This window comes from Pseudomonas sp. BF-R-24 (assembly GCF_019947335.1).
Taxonomy (GTDB): domain Bacteria; phylum Pseudomonadota; class Gammaproteobacteria; order Pseudomonadales; family Pseudomonadaceae; genus Aquipseudomonas; species Aquipseudomonas jessenii.
Genome location: NZ_JAGYGG010000024.1, coordinates 38,709 through 63,456, shown reverse-complemented (window position 1 = coordinate 63,456; position 24,748 = coordinate 38,709). Strand labels below are relative to the sequence as shown.

Here is a 24,748-nt window from a genome sequence, read left to right as displayed (position 1 = left end):
GCTCATCCTTTTCGCCACCACGCTGTTGTTGATATTGCCGAACCTGACCAAGGTCATCGGCTAGTCGCGTCTATAAAGCTACGGCGTCACAGTTTTTGAATTGCCACTCTCAAAATGTGACTGGCCCGCTACCCGGGCCAGCGTGGCTGTGCCAATCTTTGCGGCACTTGCACGACATGGACGGCGATCACTTGAAAATGCTCATTCTGCTCGGGGCCACGCTGTTCGGCTCGCCCCTGTATGCCGCACAGCTGAACCTGGAACTGGGCGCGAACAGTCGCACCTGGCAGACCGAGCAATTGCTCAAGCATCCTCAGGTTCAAACCATCGACATCAGCAACGACGTTTCCTACAAGCGGGACATGAGCTACCGCGCCGTACCGCTGTCCGCACTGCTGGACGGCATCAAGCCTGAAGACCACCTGCAAGCCGTGGCGCTGGATGGCTTTGCCGCCGAAATGACCGCCGCGCCGTTGCTCAATACCCAGGGTGCACAGGCGTGGCTGGCGATTGAAGACCCGAGCAAGCCCTGGCCACCGCTATCCGAAGGCAAGCCAGGCGCCGGGCCGTTCTATCTGGTCTGGAGCAATCCGCAGGCCGGCAACATCAGCCCAGAACAATGGCCGTTCCAGGTGGCGAGCATCAAACGCCTGGCACCCGTGGCCGAGCGCTTTCCCGCACTGCTGCCCGATCCGGCATTGAAGGCGGATGATCCGGTGAACAAGGGATTTGCGTTGTTCCAGAAGAACTGCCTGGCCTGCCATCGACTCAATGGCGCCGGGGACGCGCAATTCGGGCCGGACCTGAATATTCCGTACAACCCGACCGAGTACTTCGGTGCGGACTTCCTCAAGCGCTACATCCGCGATCCACAGAGTTTGCGCCAGTGGCCGCAAGCGAAGATGCCCGGGTTCTCGGCCGAGGTGTTGCCCGATGGGGATCTGCAGAGCCTGGTGGGGTATTTGCAGCATATGGTCGGGCGCAAGGTTAAGCCGTAACAACATCGTACCTGTGGGAGCGAGCTTGCTCGCGATAGCGGTGTGTCAGTCACAAAAGTATTGACTGAAATGACGCCATCGCGAGCAAGCTCGCTCCCACAGGGTTCCGTCGTATCGCGCCTACTGCTGCTGCACTGAAATCACCGGCGCTGGCGTCGGTGACACCAGCACCTTGGCGTGCATCTGCTCACACCCGCCGCCCCGGCGCATCCCGCGCACCGGGCAGGCATCCAGGTAATCCAGGCCCACCGCCAGTTTCAGATGGCGTTCCGGCCGGGCCAGCTCATTGGTCACGTCGAAGCTGTACCAGGCGTCATCCAGCCAGGCTTCGGCCCAGGCGTGGCTGGCCAGGTGTTCGCTGTTTTCGCTGTACAGATAGCCCGACACATAACGCGCAGGAATGCCCAGGCTGCGGGTGCAGGCGAGAAACGCGTGGGTGTGGTCTTGGCACACGCCGGACCGTCCGGCAAAGGCCTGGGCCGCGCTGGTGTCCACTTCCGTGGAGCCCGGTGTGTAGGTCATATGCTGGTTGAGGCCATGCATCAGATCGATCAGCGCCGTGCGATCGCGGCGTTGTCTGCATTCCTTCTCGGCGAACGCACGCAGGGCGGCGTCGGCTTCGGTCAAACGGGTGAAGCGCAGAAACGGCAGTGCCGACTGGCTCTCGTGTTCGGCCTCACGCAATTCGTCGATATCGACCTGGCCACGGGCACCGATGATGATCGCCTCATGGGGCTCGTCCATGGTCAGCACATGCAGGATGTTGCCGAACGGATCGAGTTGCGCCCGCACCGGACGTGGCAGGTCGAGCTGCCAGCTGAGTACGTGCTGGCGCTCGCTGTCGTGGGGAGTCAGTCGCAGGTACTGGATGCTCGCCCGCACCTTGTCTTCGTAGTGATAGGTGGTCTCGTGGCTAATGGAAAGTCTCATGCGGCCTCCAGATAAGAACTGTGTATCGCGTTACCCAACTGGCGCACCAGCGGGATGAACTCGGTCAGCCAGGCGTGCAGGCCTTCTTCGAGAATTTCATGGATGCCGGTGTAGCGCAGGCGTGCGTCCATTTCTGCCGCCAGGCGTTGTGCCGGGCGACCGTTGGCCCCCGGCAATTGCGAGAGAATCTGGTCGATTTCTTCGGTGCAGGCGCGCAGGGATCGCGGTACATCGGCCCGCAGCAACAGCAACTCCGCCACATGCCTGGCGCCGGGGGCGTCGCGGTAGATTTCCGTGTAGGCCTCGAACGACGACAATGCCCGCAACAACGCGCTCCACTGGTAATAGGCGTGAGCGGTGCCATCGCTGACCGCTTCGGCCTGATCGCCGGCCATTTCATAGCGGGCATCGAGCAGGCGCAAGGTGTTGTCCGCCCGTTCGATAAAGGTCCCCAGACGAATGAAGCGAAACGCATCGTTACGCATGATGGTGCCGTAGGACGCACCCCGGAACAGGTGGGAACGTTCCTTGATCCACTCGCAGAAACGGCTCATGCCGTAGCGACTGAGGCCCTGTTCGGCGATGCCGCGAATTTCCAGCCAGGTGGCGTTGATGTTTTCCCACATGTCGGCGGTGATGCGCCCACGCACCGCATGGGCGCTGGCCCGTGCCGCACCGAGACAGCTGTAGATGCTCGCCGGGTTGGCCGCATCCAGGGCGAAGAAATGCAGCAGCCGTTCGGCATGCAGTTCGCCATGGCGCTCCAGGTAATCGTCCAGGGTGCCGGTGATCAACAGCGGCATGGCCAGTTCGTGCAAACCGTCGCCACGACCGTCCTGCGGCATCAGCGACAGCGAATAGCTGATGTCGAGCATCCGGGCGAGGTTTTCCGCCCGCTCCAGGTAACGCGACATCCAATACAAATCCGAGGCAGTTCTACTTAACATGACAGGCTTCCTTTAATCCTCGACCACCCAGGTGTCCTTGGTTCCACCGCCCTGGGAGGAATTGACCACCAGGGAGCCTTCGCGCAGGGCGACGCGGGTCAAGCCGCCGGGCACGACCCGGGTTTCACGACCCGACAGGACAAACGGCCGCAAGTCGATATGGCGTGGCGCAATGCCGTTTTCGACAAAGGTCGGACAGGTCGACAGCGACAGCGTCGGTTGCGCGATATACGCATGGGGCTTGGCGATGATCCGCGCACGGAAGGCTTCGATTTCCGCCGCCGTCGCCGCCGGCCCCACCAGCATTCCGTACCCGCCGGAGCCTTGGGTTTCCTTGACCACCAGTTCTGGAAGATTGGCCAGCACATGGGAAAGCTCAGACGGATTACGGCATTGCCAGGTCGGCACGTTCTTCAGGATCGGTTCTTCATCGAGGTAGAAACGGATCATGTCGGTAACGAACGGATACACCGATTTGTCGTCCGCTACCCCCGTACCAATGGCATTGGCCAGCACCACGTTGCCGGAACGGTAGGACGACAGCAGCCCCGGCACACCAAGCATCGATTCCGGGTTGAAGGCCAGGGGATCGAGGAAGGCGTCGTCGAGGCGACGATAAATCACGTCGACCGCTTTCGGCCCGTCGGTGGTGCGCATGTAGACCTTGTCGTCACGCACGAACAGGTCCGCGCCCTCCACCAGTTCCACGCCCATTTCCCGCGCCAGGAACGCATGTTCGAAGAACGCACTGTTGAAGCGCCCCGGCGTCAGCACCACCACGCTCGGGTTATCGATGGGGCTTGAACTTTTCAGGGTGTCGAGCAGCAAGTTCGGGTAGTGGTCGATGGGGGCAATGCGTTGCGCCGCGAACAGCTCGGGAAACAGGCGCATCATCATCTTGCGATCTTCGAGCATGTAGCTGACGCCGCTCGGCGTACGCAGATTGTCTTCGAGCACGTAGTAGGTGCCGTCGCCGTCGCGCACCAGGTCGACGCCGGAGATGTGCGAATAGATATCGCGATGCAGGTCCAGGCCCTGCATCGCCAACTGGTACTGCTCGTTGGCCAGCACCTGCTCGGCCGGAATGATGCCGGCCTTGATGATGCGCTGCTCGTGGTAAAGGTCGGCGAGGAACATGTTCAACGCCTTGACCCGCTGGATGCAGCCGCGTTCGACAATCCGCCACTCGCTGGCGGGGATGCTGCGTGGAATGGTGTCGAAGGGGATCAGGCGCTCTGTGCCCTGCTCGTCCCCGTAGAGCGTGAAGGTAATCCCGGCGCGATGAAACAACAGATCGGCCTCGCGTCGCCGTTGTGCCAGAAGCTCGTCAGGCGTTTCGGCCAGCCAACGGGCAAACTCCCGATAATGCGGGCGGACCAGGCCGCCGGCATCGTACATCTCATCAAAATAGGTGCGGATCATGCCGTACTCCTTGTCACTCGGACGTCCAGACCTTCGCAAGGCCCGTGCCATCGGCATAAACGCTTAAATTTCAATCGGTTGGATAATCAACGCGCACGTACCGCACCAATCCTGTGCGGTAAATGCCCCAACCTGATCGCCCCCGCTTCATTGCAAGGCGTGGTGGTCGCCTATCACCAGCATAGTCAGAGTTGATTTCACTGCCCGCCAATGGGTACGGATAATCCAGGCATTCGCTGAAAAGCTCACCGAACTTCCCTTTTAGCCGCCTGCCCTGGCGGCTTTTTTTTTCGCTGTCCAACGCCCACAAATGAAAACGGCCAACCCGAAGGTCAGCCGTGATTGCTGATTGTCACTGTTCATAAGGTTATGCGAGTCGCCCTCGTACCTCCTGTTTCACACCCCAGCCTTCGATGATGCCGCCCAGAGGCTCGACCACTGCTTCGAAACCCTGTTCGAAGTCGCCGATATCGTCGTAGGTGGCATACATGACCTTGCACAGTTCCAGCGCCCAGGCGCCGTCGTCGCGCACACTGACTTGCGCATCCAGGGATTCACCACGGTGGAAATGACCTGCCGCCCTGCGTGCCCGCTCCTCATCCGGGAAAATGGCGTAGAACTCGATGGGATGAAACCGTGAAAAGTCAAAACCGCCTTCTTTCATGCGGCGCAGCACGCTGCTGCTGATGTCTTCTTGATAGGCTGTGCTCATGAAACGTCCTCCTCAAAACGATGGATAGACTTTCCGTACTCCCTCACCCGCAACCGAACAGCGCGAGCGACGGCAACCGATGTGCCGGCGGGAAACAAGCATGGAGCTACAAGACCAGACCTTAGCGATTCATTCGCTGATCTCGCTTGCAGAGTAGCCTCAAGACAGAGCCCGTGCCAAGGCCTGGATGTGAATGCGACAGGTGTTGTTCAGATTGGAGTAATGTCGAGGATTTGAATGCTGTTCTGGGACTTGAGCTCTTTGACGCTCGCGTCACTGGTCCGCCCTTCCAGATCGTTCAGATCCAGTTCGGCGGCGACAGGAAGAAGCCGGGCCTTGATGAGCTTGGCAGCACGCTCGTAGTCCGGGCGCTCGGTGCACTCAAAGACTTCGTTGATGGTTTCGCCATGATCATCCACGAAAGTGACCTTCCACTTTTGCATTGGTGCCTCCTCGATAAAACCCATGGATGGGCTTACCTCTATCTCGACCTTGTTAGCTGGCTAATTGTTCCGGTGGATCTGCACCCATCGCAAATTTCTGTAGGAGCGAGCCTGCTCGCGAAAAACTTGAGAACGCCGCGTTAAATCAGACATCCCGCGTCATCGTTCACGTCCATCGCGAGCAGGCTCGCTCCTACAGGTCTGCGTTTCAATCCATCAGTCGTTACTTGGCTTGTTCACTGCCTGCAACACGTATTGCGGCAAGGCGAAGGCGCCGATGTGGATTTCAGGATTGTAGTAGCGGGTGATGATGCCGCTGCCCGCGAAGCGTTGTTGCAGGGTTTCGCGGGACAACTTGCGATAAGCGGTATTGGTGGCGCCCCAGGCGAAGGTCATCGAACCACCGATGTAGGTCGGTACGGCGGCCTGATAGAAGTGCCAGTCCGGGAACAGGCTGCGCAGGCGACCGGCGGTGGTCTTCACTTCTTCGATCTGCATGAACGGCGTGCCGTTCTGGGTCACCAGGATGCCGCCTTCGTTCAGGCAGCGGTGGCAAGCCTGGTAGAAGTTTTCCGAGAACAGCACTTCACCCGGTCCGATCGGATCGGTGGAGTCGGAAATGATCACGTCGAACTTTTCAGTGGTGGTGGCGACGAAACGCATGCCGTCGTCGATCACCAGGTTCAGGCGTGGATCATCGAATGCACCCTTGGAGTGATTCGGCAGGAATTCCTTGCACATGTCGACCACGGTGCCGTCGATCTCGACCATGGTGATGTGCTCGACGCTGCGATGCTTGGCCACTTCACGCAACATGCCGCCGTCACCGCCGCCGATGATCAGCACGCGCTTGGCGGCACCGTGCGCCAGGATCGGCACGTGGGTGAGCATTTCGTGGTAGATGAATTCGTCGGCTTCGGTGGTCTGGATCACGCCGTCCAGCGCCATCACCCGGCCCATGCGCGGGTTCTCGAAGATCACCAGGTGCTGGTGCTCGGTGCGCACTTCGTGCAGCAGTTTTTCCATGCGAAAACGCTGGCCGTAGCCTTCGTAGAGGGTTTCCAGGTAGTCGCTGGCGGGGATGTTGCTCATGGGAAGTGCTCCGATGAATGCGGGTGGCAACGGACGGTTACCCGCCCATGATGGCCAATCGAGCGTCTCGATTGGCCGGGAAAGGCGCGCATTCTACGTCGCGGAACATGACAGGTCGAATGTGGGAGCGGGCTTGCTCGCGAAGGCGTAGTGTCAGTCGCTATAAATGTTGACTGATTCACCGCTTTCGCGAGCAAGCCCGCTCCCACAGGTTCAGTGTCGACGCTCAGAGTTTGACGTTACCCCGCGGCCCGGCAATGGCCCAGATGATCAGTCCCAGTACCGGCAACAGCGCGATCAGCAGTACCCAGAGGATTTTCATCCCGGTCCCGGCACTACTTTTGAAGACGTTGATGATGGCCCAGATGTCCAGGACAAAAATGATCAAGGCAACCAGGCTGTTGAACGTAGAACCCATGGTGACGCTCCCGAAAAGTGATATGCCCCCTCAGGATAGACGGTCGTCGCGAGGATTCCTTTTTATTGACAGTGTCTGGATCAGACGTGGATCGCCACTTTCAGGGCTTCCAGGGATGGCGCGGCTGTAATGCCCACTTCGGTGCACAATTCCAGCACCCGTGGCACGTCGTTGCCGTAGACCAGGACCACCTGCAACTCGTCATCGAGCAACTGGCTGAAGTTCATCAGCGTGTAGCCACCGTTTTCCTTGTTCATGCTGCTCATCTGCACCTGGATGCGGTTGAGCGCGGTCAGGGCTTCGGTCCTGGCCAGTTGCTTGGGCTTGAGATTGAACTCCACACCCGGGCCGAACGAGGCGACGATCTGCGCGAACAGGTCCATGTATGTGTCAGCCTGGAACAGCACCGTTTCCGGCAGGCTGCCGACCACCACCCACTCACCCAGCGGGATCGGGAATGTTTCGTCGTAGTTGATGTCCGGATTGGCCGTCAGAAAAGCCTCGGGATCGGCGTAGGCCTGGGCCGCTTCGTCCGCGACCTTGAGGATTTCGTCTTCGCCCATGCACCCGGAGCTGATTTTGCTGATGAGTTCGACGAGTGCGGCTTTCATGGGGAGGATCCTGTAGCGAGGTGAATTTTGAGGGCGCGAAGGATAGCGCATTAATGAGGGAAGTGCGGACCTGTGGCGAGGGGGCTTGCCCCCGTAGGGTCGCGAAGCGGCCCCAAAACATTCAATTGGGGTGTATCAGAAAGACCGCACATGCTGATTCTACGACTGCTTCGCAGCCGAACGGGGGCAAGCCCCCTCGCCACAATTGGGATTAACAGCCTCAAGTCATTCGATATCAGCCAATCAGCTTCTCAAGTTGCGCAACAGTATCGGAAGCCCCCATGGTCCTGGCAGCCTCCAGCGCGGTGATGCCATTGGCGTCCTTGGCTTTCGGGTCGGCGCCCTTGCTGATCAGGTAATCAACCACTTCGACGCGGTTGAACATCGCCGCCATCATCAGCGCCGTGCGGCCATCGAAGGACGAGCCTTCAACCTGGGCGCCACCATCGACCAAGGCCTTGATCACCGCCAGGTCGCCCTTGAAGGCGGCACCGGCAATCGGGCTCTGGCCGTTGTCGTTGCGGATCTCCGGGTCGGCCTTGTGCTCCAGCAGGACTTTTACCGTGTCCACATGCCCGTGATACGCGGCCAGCATCAGCAAGGTATCGCCCTTGTGGTTACGCAGGTTCGGCGGCAAACCCTTGGTCAGCAGCGCGGCCATCATCGCCGCATCGCCCTCCCGTGCCTTGTTGAATACCTGATTGGTAAATTCGGCGGCTTCTTCGGGGGTCATCTGGCGGCTTTTGTCTGACATTGGGCACTCCCTTTTCTGTCATTCGTAAAAGCCGACAGTTTCCCGAGCGCCCCCGGCACTGTCACTTGTTTTTTCTCATGGGCCGCCATAGCCAGATTCAATAGCGGTACTTGCCGCCGTGAATGTCGGACAACAACTGCTCCGTGACCTGTACATAAGTCTGCGTCCCCGGCAGCCAGGCATAGATCGGGTCATCGCCGGTTTTACCCGGGTCGAAGGCCTCGTCCTTGAGTCGGGTCTTCTGATATTTGAACGTCCCGGTGGTTTCCATTTTCACTTTCACCCGCAGGAACAACGGCACCGCATAGGCCGGCATCTGCTCGCGGGCGAAGGCCAGCAACTCACTGAAGTCCAGGGTTGCCAGGGATTCGGCGGGAGTGATCGCCGCCATCCCGGCCCGGCCATTGGTGTTGCGGATTTCCACGCCATAGGCCACGGCTTCGGAAATAAGCGGGTGTTGCAGGAGGATGTTTTCGACCTCCGTGGTCGAAACGTTTTCACCCTTCCAGCGGTAGGTGTCGCCCAGGCGGTCGACAAACTGCGCATGCCCAAAGCCGATGTTGCGCAACAGGTCGCCGGTGTTGAAGTAGCGGTCTCCCTTTTCGAACACATCCTGAAGCACGACCTTGGCGGTTTTCTGCGGATCGGTGTAACCGTCCAGGGGGGCCTTGTCGTCGATTTTTGCCAGCAACAACCCCTGCTCACCCTTGGCGACCTTGCGCATCAGGCCATTGGCCTGTCGAATCGGCGCGCCGCTGTCATGGTCGTACGCGACCAACTCCCAGGACATCAGGGAAAAGCCGATGGTGTTGTCGAAATTGAGAATGTTGGTGAAACCGATATTGCCGTCGCTGGCAGCGTACAGCTCGCAGATGTGATTCACCGCAAAGCGGGTCTTGAACTCGCTCCAGGCGCCGGGGCGCAAGCCGTTGCCGATCATTTTCTTCACATCGTGCCGGCTGTCCTCGGAGCTGGGCGGTTGATCGACCAGGTAGCGGCACAGTTCGCCGACATAACCGATGGTGGTCGCCCGGTACTTGCGCGCATCGTTCCAGAACTGACTGGCGCTGAATTTGCGGCGAATGGCGAATCCGCTGGCCCCACTGACGGCCGAACCCCAGCACACGCAAAGGCCCGTGGCGTGGTACAGCGGCAAGGTGCAATAGACGACATCGTCGGGGCGCATGTCCAGGGCGATCATGCCGAAACTCGCAGAGCTGCGCATCCAGCGACCGTGCTTGAACACGCCGGCCTTGGGCAGCCCCGTGGTGCCCGAGGTGTAGATATAAAAGCAGGGGTCGTCGAAGAAAATCTGCTGGCTGCTGGCCGGGTTGTCGCTGGCGTCGTCGAGGCTGACGGTCATCAGGTTGATGAAACCTTCAGGTGCGATACCGGGTTGGCGAGAGGTGTCCTGATCGGCAACGAACCAGGTTCGCGCAGCCTTGATCGACACCCGCTCACGCACCGCCAGGTACGCCGGGACCAACTCCTCACCGACAATGATCGCCACCGGCGCCACCAGGTTCACGCTGTGCACCAGGGTGTCGCGGGTTTGCGAGGTATTGAGCAGCGCACTGATCGCGCCGACCTTGGCCACCGCCAGAATCGTCACCAGCAATTCCGGGCGGTTCTCGATGAAGACCGCCACCACATCACCCTTGCCGATGCCTTGGCCAATCAGGTGATGGGCGATGCGATTGGCCCATTGGTTGACCTCGGAGTAACTGAGCGTTACGTCGCCTTGCAACAGCGCCGGGCCATCCGGGTTGCGCAACGTGGCTTGCTCGAAACTCCAGCCCAAACCACACGCCTGGGTCGGGTCCTTGACGTTGGCGGCCTTCATGCCCCTCACCACCCGGGGGATGGCCTTGGCGATGGAAGGCAGCTTGCGGAGCATCATGCTCCAGGTAATCGTGTCGTTCGACGTGCGACTCATGATGCTCCCGTTCGATCTTTTTATTGTCGGGCTGCGATGACTGAGCCCGAAAATACGTCAACGGTTCTTGAGCTGTACACGCGGTTTTTGAAATGTTTTGTATCCGCGATCTTGATCTGCGATCTTGATCCGCGATTGATACAAGGCCAATCGTGAACCCCCGCACACGCAATGGTTCCATCGAATCGCCGAGCGACCTCGCAAAATGCAGGATGCACGACGGCCGTTCATGCAGAATGCACGAAAGCAAAAATCACCATAGATACTAACTTATTGTTTTATAAGATTATTTACAAACAACCCAGGCTGGCACAATCACTGCAACCTTCTCCGTATGCTTGCCATTCAAGAGCCAACGGAGCTGAAAGAAATGAACCTGATTCAGGAAAAATTTTCGTCCCTGTTCTCCAACTTCGAAGTCACCACCCATGCCCGGCCTGACGGTGGGATCCTGCTGACCCTGAGCGGCGGCGAAGGCAAGGTGTTCAAGCGCTCGATTTCCTATCAACAATTGCACAATGGCGACCAACTGACGTGGGTCATCAGTGCGATTCGCCGCGACCTCGCCGAACAAGCCAGTGAACTGCCGCAGATATCCATGCTGCAGAGCCAGCAACGGTTTGCCCTGCCGACCTATCACTCGCTGTAAACAGTTGTGGGAAAAACACTGTGGGAGCGAGCTTGCTCGCGATAGCGGAGTGTCAGTCAACATCAATGTTGGATGACATATCGCTATCGCGAGCAAGCTCGCTCCCACAGGTTTTGCGGCGTTTAGAAACTAGCGGGATTTATCCGCGCAAAGCTGTCCACGGTGACATGCCCCGCCAGTTCCCCACCCTCGCGGGCCAGCCCGCAAGTGGCCATCCCCGCCATGCGCGCCGCGTCGAGTTCTTCGACGATGTCCGACAGAAACAGAATCTGCCCCGCCTCAAGGTTGATCGCCTGGGTGATGTTGGCGTAGGACTGCGCCTCGCGCTTGGGGCCCGAAGTGGTATCGAAATAGCCGCTGAACAGTGGCGTCAGATCCCCCGCCTCTGAGCAGCCGAAGATCAACCGCTGGGCCTGGATCGAACCGGACGAGTAAACAAACAGTTGAAAGCCCTCCCGATGCCAGCGCTTGAGCGCTTCAACGGCGTCCGGGTACACGTGCCCCTTCAACTGCCCGGCCTGATAGCCCTGCTCCCAGACCATGCCCTGCAACGCTTTCAGCGGCGTGGCCTTGCGGTCTTCAGCGATCCAGCCCAACAGGATCTCGACGACCCGCTCGACGTCGGCGTCCGGTTCATTGCTGTCGCGGCGCACGGCAGCCAGTTGCTCCGCCACATCGGCGCGTTCGGCATGCTGACGGACAAACGCCGGCAAGTGTTTGGCGGCATAGGGGAACAGCACGTCGAACACAAAACTCACCGCGCTGGTGGTGCCTTCGATGTCGGTGAGAATCGCTTTGATCGGCATCGACTCAGTCCTCCAGGCGCGGGAATCGGCTGGCGATGTCTTCGCCGGTGAAATTGGCCACCCAACCTTCCGGGTTGTTGAACAGACGGATCGCGACGAAGTGCGGATGTTCGCCCATGTCGAACCAGTGTTTGGTTCCGGCCGGCACCGAGATCAGGTCGTTTTTCTCGCACAGCACCGCGTAGACGTAATCGTCGATGTGCAGGGTAAACAGGCCACGGCCGGCAACGAAAAATCGTACTTCATCTTCGCCGTGGCGATGTTCGTCGAGGAACTTGGCACGCAGTTCGGCTTTTTGCGGGTGATCGCTGTTGAGGCTGATCACGTCGACAGTGACGTAACCGCGCTCGGTCATCAGCTTGTCGATTTGCTCCTGGTAGGCGGCAATCACTTCGTCCTGAGTGGCGCCCGGCTGGATCTTCGCCGCGGCTTGCCAGCGGTCGAAGCGTACGCCCTGCTCGGCCAGGGTCGAGGCGATGTCTTCGAAATGGGTCAGCACCTTGTTGGGGATTTCAGGGCTGGAGACGTGATAGACGGACAGGCTGCTCATCAGGGCAACTCCTTAACGGTTCATGCTTTAAAGAGCGAGCGCATCTTCAACTCGCACTCGAACAAAAATTCAAAGGCCTCGATCTGCCGCAGGGCATCGCTCATGCGCGCGCCCCAGGTGTACAGGCCATGGCCACGGATCAGGTAGCCGACGCAATCGGGATGGGCGTCGAGCCAAGGCTGCACCTTGGCGGCCAGTCGCGCAATGTCCTGGTCGTTGTCGAAAATCGGCACCCGCACCCGGGATTCGTGGGTCGTCACACCGCTGAAGGCCTTTTGCAGTTCGTAGTCTTCGAACTCGATGAAGTCTTGCGGCGTCAGGCGCGACAGCACGGTGGCGTTCACGGAATGGGTGTGCAACACGGCACCGATCTCCGGGCGCCAGCTGTAGAGCTGAGTGTGCAACAGGGTTTCGGCGGACGGTTTCTTGCCCGGCTCCAGGCTGTTGCCGGACAGGTCGGTGGCCAACACGTCGTCCATGCCCAGTTGCCCCTTGTGCTTGCCGGACACGGTCAGCAAGGCTTCGCTCGGCGACAGGCGGGTCGAGTAATTGCTGCTGGTGGCCGGCGACCAGCCGCGGCCATACAGAAAACGCCCGGCGTCGATGATTTCCTGGGCGAGTTGTTCACGGGTAAGGCTCATGGCCTGTCCTCTTGCATACGTGTGGCAATGATAACGGCAGCCGCGACGGCTGCGAGACTGGCAATACTAAATGTCCATGCCGCGCCGAGGGCGTTCCAGCTGTAGCCGGAATACAACGCGCCCAACGCACCGCCGGTGCCGGCCAATGCAGCGTACAGCGCCTGGCCCTGGCCTTGCTGGCGCGCACCGAAGCTACGTTGCACGAATGAAATGGCAGCGGCGTGAAAGCTGCCGAACGTCGCCGCGTGCAGGATCTGGGCAAACAACAGTACCCAAAGAAACTCTGCCAGCGAACCCAGCAACAGCCAACGCAACGCCGCCAGCAGAAAGCTGGCCATCAGCACCCGGCGCAGTGAAAAGCGCGCGAAGATCCGGCTCATGGCCAAAAACATCAGGACTTCGGCGACCACGCCGACCGCCCAGAGCATGCCGATCACACCCCGACTGTAACCCAGGCGCTCAAGGTGCAGGGTCAAGAACGTGTAATACGGTCCGTGGCTCATCTGCATCAGCGCCACGCAGCCGTAAAACGCCAAAACACCGGGGTTGCGCAGTTGCTTGAGGAATCCCTCCCCCGCCACCCGGTTGCCCGGGGCCGGTTGGGCATTGGGCACCCACAGACTGCTGAGCACGATGCCCACCATGATCAGCACCAGCGCCGCCGGATAGATGTCCAGGCTCAGCCATTCAAACAAACGGCCCAGCGCGACCACGGTGATGATGAAACCGATCGAGCCCCACAGGCGAATCTGGCTGTAGCGCGAGGTCTGGCTCTGCAAATGCGCCAGGGTGATGACTTCGAACTGCGGCAACACCGCATGCCAGAAGAACGCATGCAAGGCCATGACCATCGCCAGCCAGGCGTAGGTCTTGCTGACGAAGATCAACGAAAAGGTCAGCAGCGTGCACACCGCGCCGAAGCGCACGATGGCCAGTCGCCGACCGGTGTAGTCGCCCAGCCAGCCCCAGATGTTCGGCGCCACACAGCGCATCAGCATCGGGATCGCCACCAGCTCGCCGATCCGCGCGGCGCTGAACCCCAGGTGATCGAAGTACAGCGCCAGAAACGGCGCTGTCGAACCGAGCAAGGCGAAATAGAACAGATAGAAACTGGAGAGCCGCCAGTACGGGAGCGCCGCAGTCGCCATCAGACGGCTGCGACCATGATGCCGGCCATTTACAGCTGACCCAGCACCGGCGTGCTCACACGCACGTCGGCGTTTTGCCCACGATGGCGCAGCAGGTGATCCATCAGCACGATGGCCATCATCGCCTCGGCAATCGGCGTGGCGCGGATGCCCACGCACGGGTCGTGACGGCCCTTGGTGATCACTTCCACCGGGTTGCCATGGATGTCGATGGAACGGCCCGGCGTTGTGATGCTCGACGTCGGCTTCAGCGCCAGGTGCGCAACGATGGGCTGACCGGAGGAAATACCGCCGAGAATGCCGCCCGCGTTGTTGCTGAGGAAACCTTCCGGGGTCATTTCATCGCGATGCTCGGTGCCACGCTGGGCGACGCTGGCAAAACCGGCGCCGATTTCCACGCCCTTGACCGCGTTGATGCTCATCAGCGCATGGGCCAGCTCCGCGTCGAGGCGGTCGAAGATCGGCTCGCCCAGGCCCGGCATCACGCCTTCGGCGACCACGGTGATTTTCGCACCGACCGAATCCTGGTCGCGACGCAACTGGTCCATATAGGCCTCCAGCTCAGGCACTTTGTCCGGGTCCGGGCTGAAGAAGGCGTTCTGCTCGACCGAATCCCAGGTCTTGAACGGGATTTCAATCGGCCCCAACTGGCTCATGTAGCCGCGAATGACGATGCCCTGGCTGGCCAGGTATTTTTTTGCAATCGCACCGGCCGCGACGCGCATCGCGGTTTCACGGGCCGAGCTGCGACCGCCGCCGCGATAATCGCGCTCGCCGTACTTGTGGTGGTAGGTGTAATCGGCGTGGGCCGGGCGGAACAGGTCCTTGATCGCCGAGTAGTCCTTGGACTTCTGGTCGGTGTTGCGGATCAACAGGCCGATGGCGCAACCGGTGGTGCGGCCTTCGAACACGCCGGAGAGGATTTCGACTTCGTCGGCTTCCTGGCGTTGGGTGGTGTGGCGGCTGGTGCCGGGCTTGCGGCGGTCCAGGTCACGCTGCAGATCCTCCAGGGAAATCTCCAGCCCCGGCGGGCAGCCATCGACAATGGCGACCAACGCCGGGCCATGGCTTTCGCCCGCGGTGGTGACAGTGAACAGCTTGCCGTAGGTATTGCCGGACATGCAGGACGCTCCGTGAAATGAACCTGAATACGTAATGCGCGCCAGTATACGCAGGCTACCCAAGTAGTTCATCCTCGAACCTTACGGGTGCCCGTGAGTCCAACCGGCATCTTCTTGATAATGGCGCGATGATGCTGCGAGTTCTAGCCTTGAGCCTTACCCTGATTTCCGGCTTCGCCCAGGCGACTGTCCTGCAACGACCGATCACATTGGATACGGGCACCGGCGAGCTTTTCGGCTCGCTGTTGCTGCCAAAATCCGACAATCGAGTGCCGGTTGTCCTGATCATTTCAGGCTCCGGCCCTACGGATCGTGACGGAAACAACGCCGACGGCGGGCGCAATGACAGCCTCAAGCGCCTGGCCTGGGTGCTGGCCAAACATAACATCGCCAGCGTGCGTTACGACAAGCGTGGCGTGGCCGCGAGCCTGGCGGCGACCCCGGATGAACGCAATCTGACGGTGGAAGCTTATGTGGCCGATGCCCAAGCCTGGGGCCGGAAACTCAAGACCGATCCGCGTTTTGGCCAGTTGATCGTGCTGGGTCACAGCGAAGGCGCCCTGATCGCCAGCCTCGCTGCGCCGGATATCGATGCCGACGCGGTGATTTCTGTCTCCGGCAGCGCAAGACCGGTGGATCAGGTCATTCGCGAGCAACTGGGCAATCGCCTGCCTCAACCGCTGATGCTGCGCAGCAATCAATTGCTCGACAGCCTCAAGGCCGGAAAAACCGACGACAATGTGCCGCCACCCTTGCAGGTGATTTTCCGTCCGAGCGTGCAGCCTTACCTGATTTCCCTGTTCCGCCAGGACCCGGCCGCGGCATTTGCGAAGTTGAAGATGCCAGCACTGATCATCCAGGGCAGCAACGACATCCAGGTCGGCGTCAATGACGCAAGGCTGCTCAAGGCGGCCAAACCGGACGCCGAACTGGCGCTGATCGAGGGCATGAACCACGTCATGCGCATCGTGCCCAACGACGTCAAACGCCAACTGGCCTCCTATAAGGACCCGCAGCTGCCCCTGGCGGCGGAACTGGGCACACGAATCCTCGGTTTTATTGACGGACTTCGCGCCAGTTAACCTCCAGTCTTGAAAAAAACGGCCGATAAGCCTTTGTCGCCAACACATTGGTTGGCGACAAGCTGAGCTTGGACAGGATCTCGCCGTTATGACTGACACCCAGACTTCACCCGACACCAGCGCTGAAAAAGACGCACCGCCAGCGGTCGAGCTGCCCTGGGCGGACGTCCACGTCGAGCACCACAAGATGCTCCGTCTGGCGCCGCTGCAGACTGACCGCAACACAGGCGGACGCCCATTGCGCTTTGTCGAGTTAGGCTATGCCGAACGCAATGACAAGACGCACAGCCTGATGCGCATGAGCATCACCCTGCCCGGCCAGCGCGTACGCAAGGAACAAAATCATCTGGACGTGTGGGTCGATCACGCCGAAAAACGCGTGCATTTCGGTCCGGAAAGCGGACTGCAGATTGAACCGCTGAACCGTGGCATTGGTCGCTACATGGCGGCCCAGGGCATCAATTGGGCGAAAAAGCGCTGGCCGACCTACACCGTCGACGGCTTCGACCTGAACAACAAGGATGCACTGAACGAAGACACCCGCCTGCGCCGCGATCATTTTTTGCGCGTGCACGGTTTCGACGTGGTGTATGCCGATGCCCAGCATTTGAAAGGCAGCGTCAAGCCGGTCAAGGTCGGCGACCTCTCTGGCGACTGGAACAGCGAAAAACTGCAGGTCGTGGAAATCCTCGAGGCGGCGCAGATGCTCCAGCAAGCCGAACAGAACCTGGCCGAGCAGGAAGTCAAACTCAAGAAACACGAAGAAAAAGTCAGCAAGTACAAACGCGAAGACGCCGGACTGCGATTCACCATCACCTGCCTGGTGGCGTTTGCGGTGTTTCAGGCGGGGTTGTTGATCTGGATTGCCACGCATCGATGAAGGCTTGAGTTACTGCACCTTGTGGCGAGGGGGCTTGCCCCCGTTCGAGCACGAAGCGGTCGCAAAACAGCTACCACAGACATATCTGGATAAATCTGGTGTGAGGGTTCAGGGCTGCTTCGCAGCCCAACGGGGGCAAGCCCCCTCGCCACAAATGCCCGGTCAGACGCGAGAAGCGAACAACGCCTGATGCTCACGACACTGCTGCGCGCTGAGCATGAACACACCATGGCCGCCACGCTCGAACTCCAGCCAGGCGAAGTCGACTTCCGGGTACAACGCCTCGACGTGCACCTGGCTGTTGCCCACTTCGACAATCAGCAAGCCCTTCTCGGTCAGGTGATCCGCCGCCTCGGCAAGCATGCGCCGCACCAGGTTCAAACCGTCGTCACCGCAGGCCAGGCCCAGTTCCGGTTCGTGCTGGTATTCGTCCGGCATGTCGGCGAAATCTTCCGCATCGACGTAGGGCGGGTTCGACACGATCAGGTCGAAACGTTGACCCGGCAAGCCCTCGAAACCGTCGCCCTGCACCGTGTACACACGCTCATCGACACCATGGCGCTCGATGTTCTGATTGGCCACTTCCAGCGCTTCGAACGACAGGTCCGCCAACACCACCTCGGCATGCTGGAACTCATAGGCGCAGGCGATGCCGATGCAACCGGAACCGGTGCACAGGTCGAGAATCCGCGCCGGCTCGGTAGCCAGCCACGGGGTAAAACGGTTTTCGATCAACTCGCCGATGGGGGAGCGCGGGATCAGCACACGCTCATCGACGATGAACGACATGCCACAAAACCAGGCCTCGCCCAGCAGATACGCGGTAGGCACCCGATCTTCGATGCGGCGCTTGAGCAAAAGCTGCAGGTGAACCACTTCGTCTTCTTCCAGATTGCAGTCGAGGTAGCTGTCGGATATTTCCCACGGCAGGTGCAACGCGCCCAACACCAATTGCCGGGCTTCGTCCCAGGCGTTGTCAGTGCCATGGCCGAAAAAAAGATCCTCCCCATGGAAGCGGCTGACGGCCCAACGGATATGGTCACGCAGGGTACGAAGGCGGGAAGTGATCACGACGGCAAACTCCAGAAAAATCGACGGGGGATTCTACCAGTCAAACGACTTCACGACGACGCGGGAAAGTACCGATTCAAATGTAGGAGTTATCCATTTTTTCGCTAGGCTATTGAACAAAACGTGACTATTGACAAGGCTACAGGCCAGCAACGACGGCACCTACGATCGTAGCGATTCACAGAACCGCTCAGCCAGAGGACAATGGCGCAAAAGCCCCACTCCAAGGAGCCCCAGAATGTCTGTTCCAAAAACGATGTTTCAACTCAGCGGCCGCGGTTATGCAGCGGCCAATCTGAGCCATGCCACCCTGGTCATTATCGATGCCCAGAAAGAATACCTCAGTGGCCCACTGGCCCTGAGCGGCATGGATGAAGCTGTCGCGAACATCAAGCAACTGCTCGCCGCTGCCCGCGCCGCCGGCCGGCCGATCGTGCATGTCCGCCACCTCGGTACCCTCGGCGGGCTGTTCAACCCACAGGGCGTAGGCGGTGAGTTCATTCCGGGCCTGGAGCCACAGAGCGATGAAACCGTCATCGGCAAATTGTTGCCAAGCGCGTTTCACGGCACCGAACTGGCACAACGCCTGGAAGACCTCGGCGCCCTTGACCTGATCGTCTGCGGCTTCATGAGCCACTCCAGCGTCAGCACCACGGTGCGTGCGGCCAAGAACCTGGGCTTCCGCTGCACCCTGGTGGAAGACGCCTGCGCCACCCGCGACCTGCCTTACAAGGGCGGCGTGCTCAGTGCCGCACACGTCCATCAGACGGAAATGGCGATCATGGGCGACAACTTCGCCACCCTCGCGCTGACCCGCGAACTGATCTGATCGACGCTCAATGAGCGGCCCGGAACGCCGCTCATCCGCAAAAGCCTCCCATTTGCCGTAATTGTCTTAGCCTCAGGAACATCCCGGTCAACTCCCGGTCGAAGGGCCGATACCCATTGAGGAAGGTCGGAATGAAGTTATCCGATGGTTTTGACGCTCGCCGCTTGCGGCCCAAAGGCCAAAGCAACTGGCGTTTTCGAATCGGCGCGACGTTCGCGGCGTTGCTGGCGATGTGCGGCGTGTTGCTCGCCATGGCCGGTGCCGCCAGCCTGCTCGGCCACGCACCTGCCCTGGGTGAATTGAACACAAGCCGCACCGGTGCTGCCGTGATCCTGGCCATCGGCCTGTTCGTGCTGTACCTCGGTGTCTGGCTATGGCGCCGTTGCCGTCGTCGCTCACGGCAGTCGCGGGAGCTGGCCATGTCCCCGCACCTGATGAAAAAACACGACTGAGCCTGGCATCGCGCGCGTTTTTGTCGCGCCCGATTCGCTTCGAGTTGGGTAAACTGGCCGCCCTTCGCGGAGGCTGACATGCAAGACGACGATTTTTCCCTGTTCAAAAGCGCGATCCAAGGCGTCAAGCCGATCAAGCACGATCGCGCCGAAACCGGCAAACCCAAGGCTGACCGCGCGCAGATTGCCAAACTGCGTCAAGCGGCCACCGTGCGCACCGAATCCACCACCGTCGACGGGCTGTCCGATCAGTTCGTCATCGACGTCGGCCCTGAAGACGAGCTGATGTGGGCCCGCGATGGCGTGCAGGAAAGCCAGATGCGCAAGCTCAAGGTCGGGCAGATTCCTTTCGAAGGCAGCCTCGACCTGCACGGCATGAGCGTGGAAAAGGCCCGGGAAACCCTCTGGGCATTTTTGGCTGAAGCCACCAAATTCGAAATCCGCTGCGTGCGCGTCACCCATGGCAAGGCTGTTCGCCTGGACGGCAAGCGGCCGATGATCAAAAGCCACGTCAACACCTGGCTGCGCCAGCATCCACAGGTACTCGGCTTCACCTCGTGCCAGGCGAAACATGGTGGTGCCGGCGCGGTTTATGTGATGCTCAAACGCACCATGATGGAAGGTCGTGACGAGTAAAGCTGACGCGTCACGCTTGCAGCGTCGTGTCCGTCACCGTACCCTTGCCCTTTGCGTAAAATCCCACAGGTAGTTTCATGTCCCTGGAACAGAATTACACGGCGATCCTCGGCCAGCTCGGCGAGGACGTTTCCCGCGAAGGCCTGCTCGACACGCCAAAACGTGCCGCCAAAGCCATGCAGTACCTCTGCCGCGGCTATGAACAGACACTGGAAGAGGTCACCAACGGTGCCCTGTTCAGCTCCGACAACAGTGAAATGGTGCTGGTCAAGGACATCGAGTTGTACTCGTTGTGCGAACACCACTTGCTGCCGTTCATCGGCAAGGCTCACGTCGCCTACATCCCGAGCGGCAAGGTCCTGGGCCTGTCGAAAGTCGCGCGGATCGTCGACATGTACGCCCGCCGCCTGCAGATCCAGGAAAACCTCAGCCGCCAGATCGCCGATGCGGTCCAGCAGGTTACCGGCGCCCTGGGCGTTGCGGTGGTGATCGAGGCCAAGCACATGTGCATGATGATGCGCGGTGTGGAAAAGCAGAATTCGACGATGATCACCTCGGTGATGCTCGGTGAGTTCCGCGAGAACGCCGCCACCCGCAGCGAATTCCTCAGCCTCATCAAGTAATTTGCGGCACGAAGAAAACCGGCGTTCATCGCCGGTTTTTTTTCGCCCGCAAAAAATCAGGTAAGCTGCGCGCCCTTATTCGTTTGCACCGTGAGGCTTTCAACGTGTTCGTAAAAGCGCTTCGTGTCGGCCTTGGCCAACTGATCATCTTCATCGACTTCATCACCCGCCCAGGCAAGAAGCAGCGCCCGGCGGAAGTTCAGGCACAGGTCAATTCAGCTGCCAAGAGCCTGACGCTGTATCAATTCCACGCCTGCCCGTTCTGCGTGAAGACTCGCCGTACCCTGCGCCGCCTGAATGTGCCGGTGGCCCTTCGCGACGCGAAGAACAACGAACAGGATCGCCAGACCTTGCTGGAGCAAGGCGGCAAGATCAAGGTGCCGTGCCTGCGCATTGAAGAGAATGGCCAGACCACCTGGATGTACGAGTCCAAGGTGATCATTGATTATCTGGACAAGCGTTTTGCGGCGGCCTGATGTTTTTGTGGTGATCTGACTGACGCCTTCGCGAGCAAGCCCGCTCCCACAGTTGACCGCATTTCCCTGTGGGAGCGGGCTTGCTCGCGAAGAGGCCGGCACAGGCACCATAAATTCAGACAAAAATAAACCGGCCCATGCGCCGGTTTATTTGTTTCTAGGCTGCTTTTGCGGCCTGGGCAGCACGCACCACCGCCGCCAACCGCTTGAGCCCCTCATCCAGCCGCGCCGGATCAATGTGGCTGAAGTTCAATCGCAGATACCCCGGATGGTTGTCCGGTTCGGGGAAGAACGGCTCCCCTGGCATGAACGCCACGTCGTTGGCCAGCGCGGCATTCAGCAAGGTGCGGGTGTCTTGCGGCTGCTTGAGTTTCAACCAGAAGAACAGCCCGCCCTGCGGCACGTTCCAGTCCGCCAGATCGGAGAAGTGCGTTTCCAGCGCAGCCTGAAACGCATCCCGACGCCCCCGATAAAAATCGCGCAACTCACTACGGTGTTGCTGATATTTCTCGGTGCCGATCCATTGCAGCGCCTGCCACTGGCCGACCCGATTGGTGTGCAAATCCGCCGATTGCTTGAGTTTCAACAGATGTGGAAACAGGTCCGGGCTGGCGATCAAGTAGCCGACACGCAAACCCGGCAACAGGGTTTTCGACACGGTCCCGGTATAGATCCAGCTGGCCTTCTTCAAGCGACTGACAATCGGCGTGGCGCTGCCACCGTCGAAGGTCAGCTCGCGGTAAGGCTCATCCTCAATCAGCGTCACGCCAAACTCATCGAGCAATGCCGCCACCGCGTTGCGTTTGGCTTCGCTGTAACGCACCGCCGATGGATTCTGGAAGGTCGGGATCAGGTAGATGAAAGCCGGGCGGTGTTGTTCCAGGCGAGCGCGTAGCGCCGTCAAGTTCGGTCCGTCAGCCTCCAGCGGCACGGTCAGGCAGTCGGCGCCGAGCAGCTGGAAAATCTGCAATGCCGCCAGATAAGTCGGCGCTTCGAGCAGGATTTCGGTGCCCTTGTCGATGTACAGCTTGGCGGCCAGGTCGAGGGTCTGCTGTGAGCCGCTGACCACCAGTACCTGGCTTGCCTCACATGGCACTCCCAACGCTCGCGCCTCGGCGGCCAGCGCTTCGCGCAACGCCGGTTCGCCCTCGCTCATGCCGTATTGGCCCATGGAAACCGGCATCTCGGTCCACTCGACCTTCGGCAACATGGTTTCGGCCGGCAAGCCGCCGGCAAACGACATCACCTGCGGACGTTGGGCCGCAGCGAGGATTTCACGGATCAAAGAACTTTTAAGGCGTGAGACACGTTCGGAAAAAGCCATGGGGATCACCGGTAGCGAGGCATGTGAAAAATGAGTCAAACTTGTTGACCGAAATTACGCCTCCCCGAACGGATACGTCAATATGCTTGACCTTAAAAACCCGCTTTCCCAGCAGCAAGCCATGGAAGCGTTTTTCTTCGGCTACCAGGCCTTCACCGCCAAGGCCGATGAAATGCTCGAACGTCGCGGCCTGAGTCGGGTGCATCAGCGCATCGTGTTTTTCATCGCCCGCTATCCGAACCTGAGTGTCAAGGAACTGCTGGCTTTACTCGGTGTGAGCAAGCAGGCGTTGAACATGCCGTTGCGTCAGTTGGTCGAGATGCATCTGGTGGACAGCGTCGCGTCCGAGTCGGACAAGCGTAAGCGGCTGCTGGAACTGACCGATGACGGCGCTCGTTTCGAACAGTCGTTGCGCCGTGAGCAGGTGAAATTGCTGGAGCGGGTGTTTGCCGAGGCCGGGGAGACAGCGGTGAATGGGTGGTTGACGGTGAACCTGGCGTTGGGAAAAGGCCAGTTGTCGGCAGACTGAGTATTCAATCTGCTGGATTTGCAGTGGCTGAACCGATGCCTTCGCGAGCAAGCCCGCTCCCACAGGTGACCGCATTCCCCTGTGGGAGCGGGCTTGCTCGCGAAGGGGCCAGAACAGGCGATATATCCCTATTGCCAAACTTTTCGTCTACAAAATCAAAAACATTATTTGCTTTCTTTGTATACAAAAGCATAATCCACTTCGTGCGAGTTCCTGACCAAGCGGTCAACAAATTCGCAAGTACCTCAAAGGGCCGCTGCCACCCCTCTCGGATCCGGCCCTGGAAATAAAAATAAAACTCTTGAGGAGTACTCGCTGTGGAAAGCCGCAAATCCGAAGCACCGACGCTGGAAATCTCGCCGCCATTACGCAATGGCTTGCTGGAACGTCTGTTCAAACTCAGCTTGCACGGCACCACGGTGAAGACCGAGCTGATTGCCGGTCTGACAACCTTCATCACCATGGCTTACATCATTTTCGTCAACCCCAACATCATGGCCGACGCCGGGATCGATCACGGGGCGGCGTTCGTCGCCACCTGTATCGCCGCGGCACTCGGTTGCCTGTTGATGGGCCTGTACGCCAACTGGCCGGTCGGCCTGGCACCAGGCATGGGGCTGAACGCCTTCTTCACCTACACCGTGGTTGGCACCATGGGCTACAACTGGGAAACCGCCCTCGGCGCGGTGTTTGTGTCCGGTGTGTTGTTCATGATCCTGACCTTCTCGCGGATCCGCGAATGGCTGCTCAACAGCATCCCGGTCAGCCTGCGCTTCGCCATGGGCGCCGGCGTGGGTCTGTTCCTGGGGCTGATCGGCCTGAAAACCGCAGGTATCGTCGTCGATAGCCCGGCGACCCTGATCAAGCTCGGCTCCCTGCGCGAACCCGGTCCGCTGCTCGCCGCCGTGTGCTTCCTGATGATCGCCATCCTCAGCTATCACAAGGTGTTCGGCGCGATCCTCATCAGCATCATCACCGTGACCCTCGCCGGTTGGGGCCTTGGGCTGGTGCACTACGAGGGCATCATGTCCGCCCCACCGAGCCTGGCTCCGACCTGGATGGCCATGAACGTTGTGGGTGTATTCAACATCAGCATGGTCAGCGTGGTCCTGGCCTTCCTCTTCGTGCACATGTTCGACACCGCAGGCACCCTGATGGGCGTTGCCCAGCGTGCCAACCTGGTGGGCGCTGATGGCAGGATCGAAAACCTCTCCCGCGCCATGAAAGCCGACAGTGCTTCCAGCGTATTCGGTGCGGTAGTCGGCGTTCCGCCGGTCACCAGCTACGTGGAAAGTGCTGCCGGTGTCGCAGCGGGTGGTCGGACTGGTCTTACCGCAGTGACCGTAGGTGTGCTATTTATTGCAGCCATGTTCTTCGCACCGCTGGCCGGCATGATCCCTGCCTATGCAACCGCGGGTGCGCTGATTTATGTAGCGATGCTGATGATGGGCGGCATGGCCCACATCGAATGGGACGAAGCCACCGACAGTATTCCGGCGATCGTTACCGCAATCATGATGCCGCTGACCTTCTCGGTCGCCGACGGCATCGCACTGGGCTTCATCACCTATGTGGCGATGAAGGCCGGTACCGGCAAGTACAAGGAAATTTCGGTGAGCCTGTGGGTGCTCTGCGCGATCTTCATCGCCAAGTTCATCTTCTTGTAAA

General features: G+C 59.9%; 28 protein-coding genes. 11 read left to right on the top strand and 17 right to left on the bottom strand.

Features of this window, described 5'->3' with window-relative positions; translation table 11 throughout:
* The first annotated feature begins 176 nt into the window (after positions 1-176).
* Positions 177-998 (top strand): c-type cytochrome, encoded by an 822-nt coding sequence (locus tag KGA98_RS19220; RefSeq protein WP_218542833.1) that lies wholly within the window; start codon positions 177-179, stop codon positions 996-998.
* A gap of 120 nt (positions 999-1,118) precedes the next feature.
* Here KGA98_RS19220 and KGA98_RS19215 read toward each other — a convergent pair whose 3' ends face one another.
* The 10 genes from KGA98_RS19215 to KGA98_RS19170 all read right to left on the bottom strand — a co-directional run bounded on the left by KGA98_RS19215 (position 1,119) and on the right by KGA98_RS19170 (position 10,263).
* Complete coding sequence (locus tag KGA98_RS19215) at positions 1,119-1,928, bottom strand: transglutaminase N-terminal domain-containing protein (RefSeq protein ID WP_057715735.1); 810 nt, start codon at positions 1,926-1,928, stop codon at positions 1,119-1,121.
* The gene (locus KGA98_RS19210) at positions 1,925-2,875 is read right to left on the bottom strand and encodes an alpha-E domain-containing protein (RefSeq protein WP_057715736.1); all 951 of its coding nucleotides are present in this window, start codon (positions 2,873-2,875) and stop codon (positions 1,925-1,927) included. Before KGA98_RS19210 ends, KGA98_RS19215 begins: the two co-directional genes overlap by 4 nt.
* A gap of 12 nt (positions 2,876-2,887) precedes the next feature.
* A complete protein-coding gene (locus KGA98_RS19205; protein ID WP_046042936.1) occupies positions 2,888-4,297 on the bottom strand; it encodes a circularly permuted type 2 ATP-grasp protein in 1,410 nt (469 codons plus the stop codon).
* A 367-nt stretch (positions 4,298-4,664) separates the two neighbouring features.
* Complete coding sequence (locus KGA98_RS19200; protein WP_007971898.1) at positions 4,665-5,009, bottom strand: ribonuclease E inhibitor RraB; 345 nt, start codon at positions 5,007-5,009, stop codon at positions 4,665-4,667.
* A gap of 209 nt (positions 5,010-5,218) precedes the next feature.
* Complete coding sequence (locus KGA98_RS19195) at positions 5,219-5,452, bottom strand: hypothetical protein (RefSeq protein WP_150812355.1); 234 nt, start codon at positions 5,450-5,452, stop codon at positions 5,219-5,221.
* Positions 5,453-5,668: 216 nt separating this feature from the next.
* Positions 5,669-6,544, bottom strand: a complete 876-nt coding sequence (speE, locus tag KGA98_RS19190) for a polyamine aminopropyltransferase (RefSeq protein WP_057715739.1) — start codon at positions 6,542-6,544, stop codon at positions 5,669-5,671.
* Positions 6,545-6,770: 226 nt separating this feature from the next.
* Complete coding sequence (locus KGA98_RS19185) at positions 6,771-6,962, bottom strand: PLD nuclease N-terminal domain-containing protein (protein WP_057715740.1); 192 nt, start codon at positions 6,960-6,962, stop codon at positions 6,771-6,773.
* Between the two features lie 80 nt (positions 6,963-7,042).
* The gene (locus KGA98_RS19180; RefSeq protein WP_090453995.1) at positions 7,043-7,573 is read right to left on the bottom strand and encodes a hypothetical protein; all 531 of its coding nucleotides are present in this window, start codon (positions 7,571-7,573) and stop codon (positions 7,043-7,045) included.
* A gap of 235 nt (positions 7,574-7,808) precedes the next feature.
* Positions 7,809-8,327 carry an ankyrin repeat domain-containing protein gene (locus KGA98_RS19175; protein ID WP_150812353.1) on the bottom strand — a complete coding sequence of 173 codons (519 nt, stop codon included), beginning with the start codon at positions 8,325-8,327 and terminating at the stop codon, positions 7,809-7,811.
* Positions 8,328-8,424: 97 nt separating this feature from the next.
* The gene (locus KGA98_RS19170) at positions 8,425-10,263 is read right to left on the bottom strand and encodes a long-chain-acyl-CoA synthetase (protein WP_218542831.1); all 1,839 of its coding nucleotides are present in this window, start codon (positions 10,261-10,263) and stop codon (positions 8,425-8,427) included.
* 370 nt (positions 10,264-10,633) lie between these two features.
* On the opposite strand from KGA98_RS19170, the gene KGA98_RS19165 reads away from it, so the two are divergent.
* Positions 10,634-10,912 (top strand): DUF3509 domain-containing protein, encoded by a 279-nt coding sequence (locus KGA98_RS19165; RefSeq protein WP_057715744.1) that lies wholly within the window; start codon positions 10,634-10,636, stop codon positions 10,910-10,912.
* Between the two features lie 122 nt (positions 10,913-11,034).
* On the opposite strand, the gene mtnC is transcribed toward KGA98_RS19165, so the two are convergent.
* The 5 genes from mtnC to aroC are packed head-to-tail and all read right to left on the bottom strand — an operon-like array spanning position 11,035 to position 15,178.
* Positions 11,035-11,718, bottom strand: coding sequence for an acireductone synthase (gene mtnC / locus KGA98_RS19160; RefSeq protein ID WP_218542829.1), 684 nt, complete (start codon positions 11,716-11,718; stop codon positions 11,035-11,037).
* Between the two features lie 4 nt (positions 11,719-11,722).
* Positions 11,723-12,268 (bottom strand): 1,2-dihydroxy-3-keto-5-methylthiopentene dioxygenase, encoded by a 546-nt coding sequence (locus tag KGA98_RS19155; RefSeq protein WP_102672392.1) that lies wholly within the window; start codon positions 12,266-12,268, stop codon positions 11,723-11,725.
* A 20-nt stretch (positions 12,269-12,288) separates the two neighbouring features.
* A complete protein-coding gene (locus KGA98_RS19150) occupies positions 12,289-12,909 on the bottom strand; it encodes a methylthioribulose 1-phosphate dehydratase (protein ID WP_057715747.1) in 621 nt (206 codons plus the stop codon).
* Positions 12,906-14,057, bottom strand: a complete 1,152-nt coding sequence (locus KGA98_RS19145) for an MFS transporter (RefSeq protein WP_090453989.1) — start codon at positions 14,055-14,057, stop codon at positions 12,906-12,908. The genes KGA98_RS19150 and KGA98_RS19145 overlap by 4 nt, the downstream gene beginning before the upstream one ends.
* A 29-nt stretch (positions 14,058-14,086) precedes the next feature.
* The gene (gene aroC / locus KGA98_RS19140; RefSeq protein WP_057715749.1) at positions 14,087-15,178 is read right to left on the bottom strand and encodes a chorismate synthase; all 1,092 of its coding nucleotides are present in this window, start codon (positions 15,176-15,178) and stop codon (positions 14,087-14,089) included.
* A gap of 128 nt (positions 15,179-15,306) precedes the next feature.
* Between aroC and KGA98_RS19135 the strand changes: the two genes are divergently transcribed.
* Entirely contained in the window at positions 15,307-16,260 is a 954-nt protein-coding gene (locus tag KGA98_RS19135) for an alpha/beta hydrolase (protein WP_150812350.1), read from the top strand.
* Between the two features lie 88 nt (positions 16,261-16,348).
* Positions 16,349-17,140, top strand: a complete 792-nt coding sequence (locus KGA98_RS19130; protein ID WP_150812349.1) for a hypothetical protein — start codon at positions 16,349-16,351, stop codon at positions 17,138-17,140.
* A gap of 162 nt (positions 17,141-17,302) precedes the next feature.
* Here the strand turns inward: KGA98_RS19130 and prmB are convergent, their stop codons facing one another.
* A complete protein-coding gene (prmB, locus tag KGA98_RS19125; protein WP_057715752.1) occupies positions 17,303-18,211 on the bottom strand; it encodes a 50S ribosomal protein L3 N(5)-glutamine methyltransferase in 909 nt (302 codons plus the stop codon).
* A gap of 238 nt (positions 18,212-18,449) precedes the next feature.
* Between prmB and KGA98_RS19120 the strand changes: the two genes are divergently transcribed.
* From KGA98_RS19120 to KGA98_RS19100, 5 genes are all read left to right on the top strand, one after another.
* Positions 18,450-19,040, top strand: coding sequence for a cysteine hydrolase family protein (locus KGA98_RS19120; protein WP_056721821.1), 591 nt, complete (start codon positions 18,450-18,452; stop codon positions 19,038-19,040).
* A gap of 131 nt (positions 19,041-19,171) precedes the next feature.
* The gene (locus KGA98_RS19115) at positions 19,172-19,492 is read left to right on the top strand and encodes a hypothetical protein (protein ID WP_008048404.1); all 321 of its coding nucleotides are present in this window, start codon (positions 19,172-19,174) and stop codon (positions 19,490-19,492) included.
* 78 nt (positions 19,493-19,570) lie between these two features.
* Complete coding sequence (locus KGA98_RS19110) at positions 19,571-20,128, top strand: Smr/MutS family protein (RefSeq protein ID WP_057715753.1); 558 nt, start codon at positions 19,571-19,573, stop codon at positions 20,126-20,128.
* Between the two features lie 77 nt (positions 20,129-20,205).
* Positions 20,206-20,751, top strand: coding sequence for a GTP cyclohydrolase I FolE (gene folE / locus KGA98_RS19105; RefSeq protein WP_007988130.1), 546 nt, complete (start codon positions 20,206-20,208; stop codon positions 20,749-20,751).
* Positions 20,752-20,855: 104 nt separating this feature from the next.
* Complete coding sequence (locus KGA98_RS19100; RefSeq protein WP_218542828.1) at positions 20,856-21,227, top strand: glutathione S-transferase N-terminal domain-containing protein; 372 nt, start codon at positions 20,856-20,858, stop codon at positions 21,225-21,227.
* A gap of 157 nt (positions 21,228-21,384) precedes the next feature.
* Here the strand turns inward: KGA98_RS19100 and KGA98_RS19095 are convergent, their stop codons facing one another.
* A complete protein-coding gene (locus KGA98_RS19095; RefSeq protein WP_218542827.1) occupies positions 21,385-22,551 on the bottom strand; it encodes a PLP-dependent aminotransferase family protein in 1,167 nt (388 codons plus the stop codon).
* A gap of 82 nt (positions 22,552-22,633) precedes the next feature.
* Here KGA98_RS19095 and KGA98_RS19090 point away from each other — a divergent pair, with 82 nt between their 5' ends.
* A complete protein-coding gene (locus tag KGA98_RS19090; RefSeq protein ID WP_102671808.1) occupies positions 22,634-23,080 on the top strand; it encodes a MarR family winged helix-turn-helix transcriptional regulator in 447 nt (148 codons plus the stop codon).
* A gap of 317 nt (positions 23,081-23,397) precedes the next feature.
* Positions 23,398-24,747: an NCS2 family permease gene (locus KGA98_RS19085; protein WP_057715756.1), complete on the top strand. Its 1,350-nt coding sequence runs from the start codon at positions 23,398-23,400 to the stop codon at positions 24,745-24,747.
* Position 24,748: the final 1 nt, after the last annotated feature.

What these genes read in the sequence shown, in the direction of transcription:
- KGA98_RS19110 (WP_057715753.1), top strand. Translation starts at nt 19,571, where the DNA reads ATGCAAGACGACGATTTTTCCCTGTTCAAAAGCGCGATCCAAGGCGTC.
- KGA98_RS19220 (WP_218542833.1), top strand. Translation starts at nt 177, where the DNA reads ATGGACGGCGATCACTTGAAAATGCTCATTCTGCTCGGGGCCACGCTG.
- KGA98_RS19130 (WP_150812349.1), top strand. Translation starts at nt 16,349, where the DNA reads ATGACTGACACCCAGACTTCACCCGACACCAGCGCTGAAAAAGACGCA.
- KGA98_RS19155 (WP_102672392.1), bottom strand. Translation starts at nt 12,268, where the DNA reads ATGAGCAGCCTGTCCGTCTATCACGTCTCCAGCCCTGAAATCCCCAAC.
- KGA98_RS19215 (WP_057715735.1), bottom strand. Translation starts at nt 1,928, where the DNA reads ATGAGACTTTCCATTAGCCACGAGACCACCTATCACTACGAAGACAAG.
- KGA98_RS19205 (WP_046042936.1), bottom strand. Translation starts at nt 4,297, where the DNA reads ATGATCCGCACCTATTTTGATGAGATGTACGATGCCGGCGGCCTGGTC.
- KGA98_RS19180 (WP_090453995.1), bottom strand. Translation starts at nt 7,573, where the DNA reads ATGAAAGCCGCACTCGTCGAACTCATCAGCAAAATCAGCTCCGGGTGC.
- KGA98_RS19165 (WP_057715744.1), top strand. Translation starts at nt 10,634, where the DNA reads ATGAACCTGATTCAGGAAAAATTTTCGTCCCTGTTCTCCAACTTCGAA.
- KGA98_RS19145 (WP_090453989.1), bottom strand. Translation starts at nt 14,057, where the DNA reads ATGGCGACTGCGGCGCTCCCGTACTGGCGGCTCTCCAGTTTCTATCTG.
- KGA98_RS19195 (WP_150812355.1), bottom strand. Translation starts at nt 5,452, where the DNA reads ATGCAAAAGTGGAAGGTCACTTTCGTGGATGATCATGGCGAAACCATC.
- KGA98_RS19185 (WP_057715740.1), bottom strand. Translation starts at nt 6,962, where the DNA reads ATGGGTTCTACGTTCAACAGCCTGGTTGCCTTGATCATTTTTGTCCTG.
- KGA98_RS19170 (WP_218542831.1), bottom strand. Translation starts at nt 10,263, where the DNA reads ATGAGTCGCACGTCGAACGACACGATTACCTGGAGCATGATGCTCCGC.
- folE (WP_007988130.1), top strand. Translation starts at nt 20,206, where the DNA reads ATGTCCCTGGAACAGAATTACACGGCGATCCTCGGCCAGCTCGGCGAG.
- KGA98_RS19120 (WP_056721821.1), top strand. Translation starts at nt 18,450, where the DNA reads ATGTCTGTTCCAAAAACGATGTTTCAACTCAGCGGCCGCGGTTATGCA.
- KGA98_RS19095 (WP_218542827.1), bottom strand. Translation starts at nt 22,551, where the DNA reads ATGGCTTTTTCCGAACGTGTCTCACGCCTTAAAAGTTCTTTGATCCGT.
- KGA98_RS19200 (WP_007971898.1), bottom strand. Translation starts at nt 5,009, where the DNA reads ATGAGCACAGCCTATCAAGAAGACATCAGCAGCAGCGTGCTGCGCCGC.
- KGA98_RS19210 (WP_057715736.1), bottom strand. Translation starts at nt 2,875, where the DNA reads ATGTTAAGTAGAACTGCCTCGGATTTGTATTGGATGTCGCGTTACCTG.
- KGA98_RS19135 (WP_150812350.1), top strand. Translation starts at nt 15,307, where the DNA reads ATGATGCTGCGAGTTCTAGCCTTGAGCCTTACCCTGATTTCCGGCTTC.
- KGA98_RS19115 (WP_008048404.1), top strand. Translation starts at nt 19,172, where the DNA reads ATGAAGTTATCCGATGGTTTTGACGCTCGCCGCTTGCGGCCCAAAGGC.
- mtnC (WP_218542829.1), bottom strand. Translation starts at nt 11,718, where the DNA reads ATGCCGATCAAAGCGATTCTCACCGACATCGAAGGCACCACCAGCGCG.
- KGA98_RS19175 (WP_150812353.1), bottom strand. Translation starts at nt 8,327, where the DNA reads ATGTCAGACAAAAGCCGCCAGATGACCCCCGAAGAAGCCGCCGAATTT.
- speE (WP_057715739.1), bottom strand. Translation starts at nt 6,544, where the DNA reads ATGAGCAACATCCCCGCCAGCGACTACCTGGAAACCCTCTACGAAGGC.
- KGA98_RS19150 (WP_057715747.1), bottom strand. Translation starts at nt 12,909, where the DNA reads ATGAGCCTTACCCGTGAACAACTCGCCCAGGAAATCATCGACGCCGGG.
- KGA98_RS19090 (WP_102671808.1), top strand. Translation starts at nt 22,634, where the DNA reads ATGCTTGACCTTAAAAACCCGCTTTCCCAGCAGCAAGCCATGGAAGCG.
- aroC (WP_057715749.1), bottom strand. Translation starts at nt 15,178, where the DNA reads ATGTCCGGCAATACCTACGGCAAGCTGTTCACTGTCACCACCGCGGGC.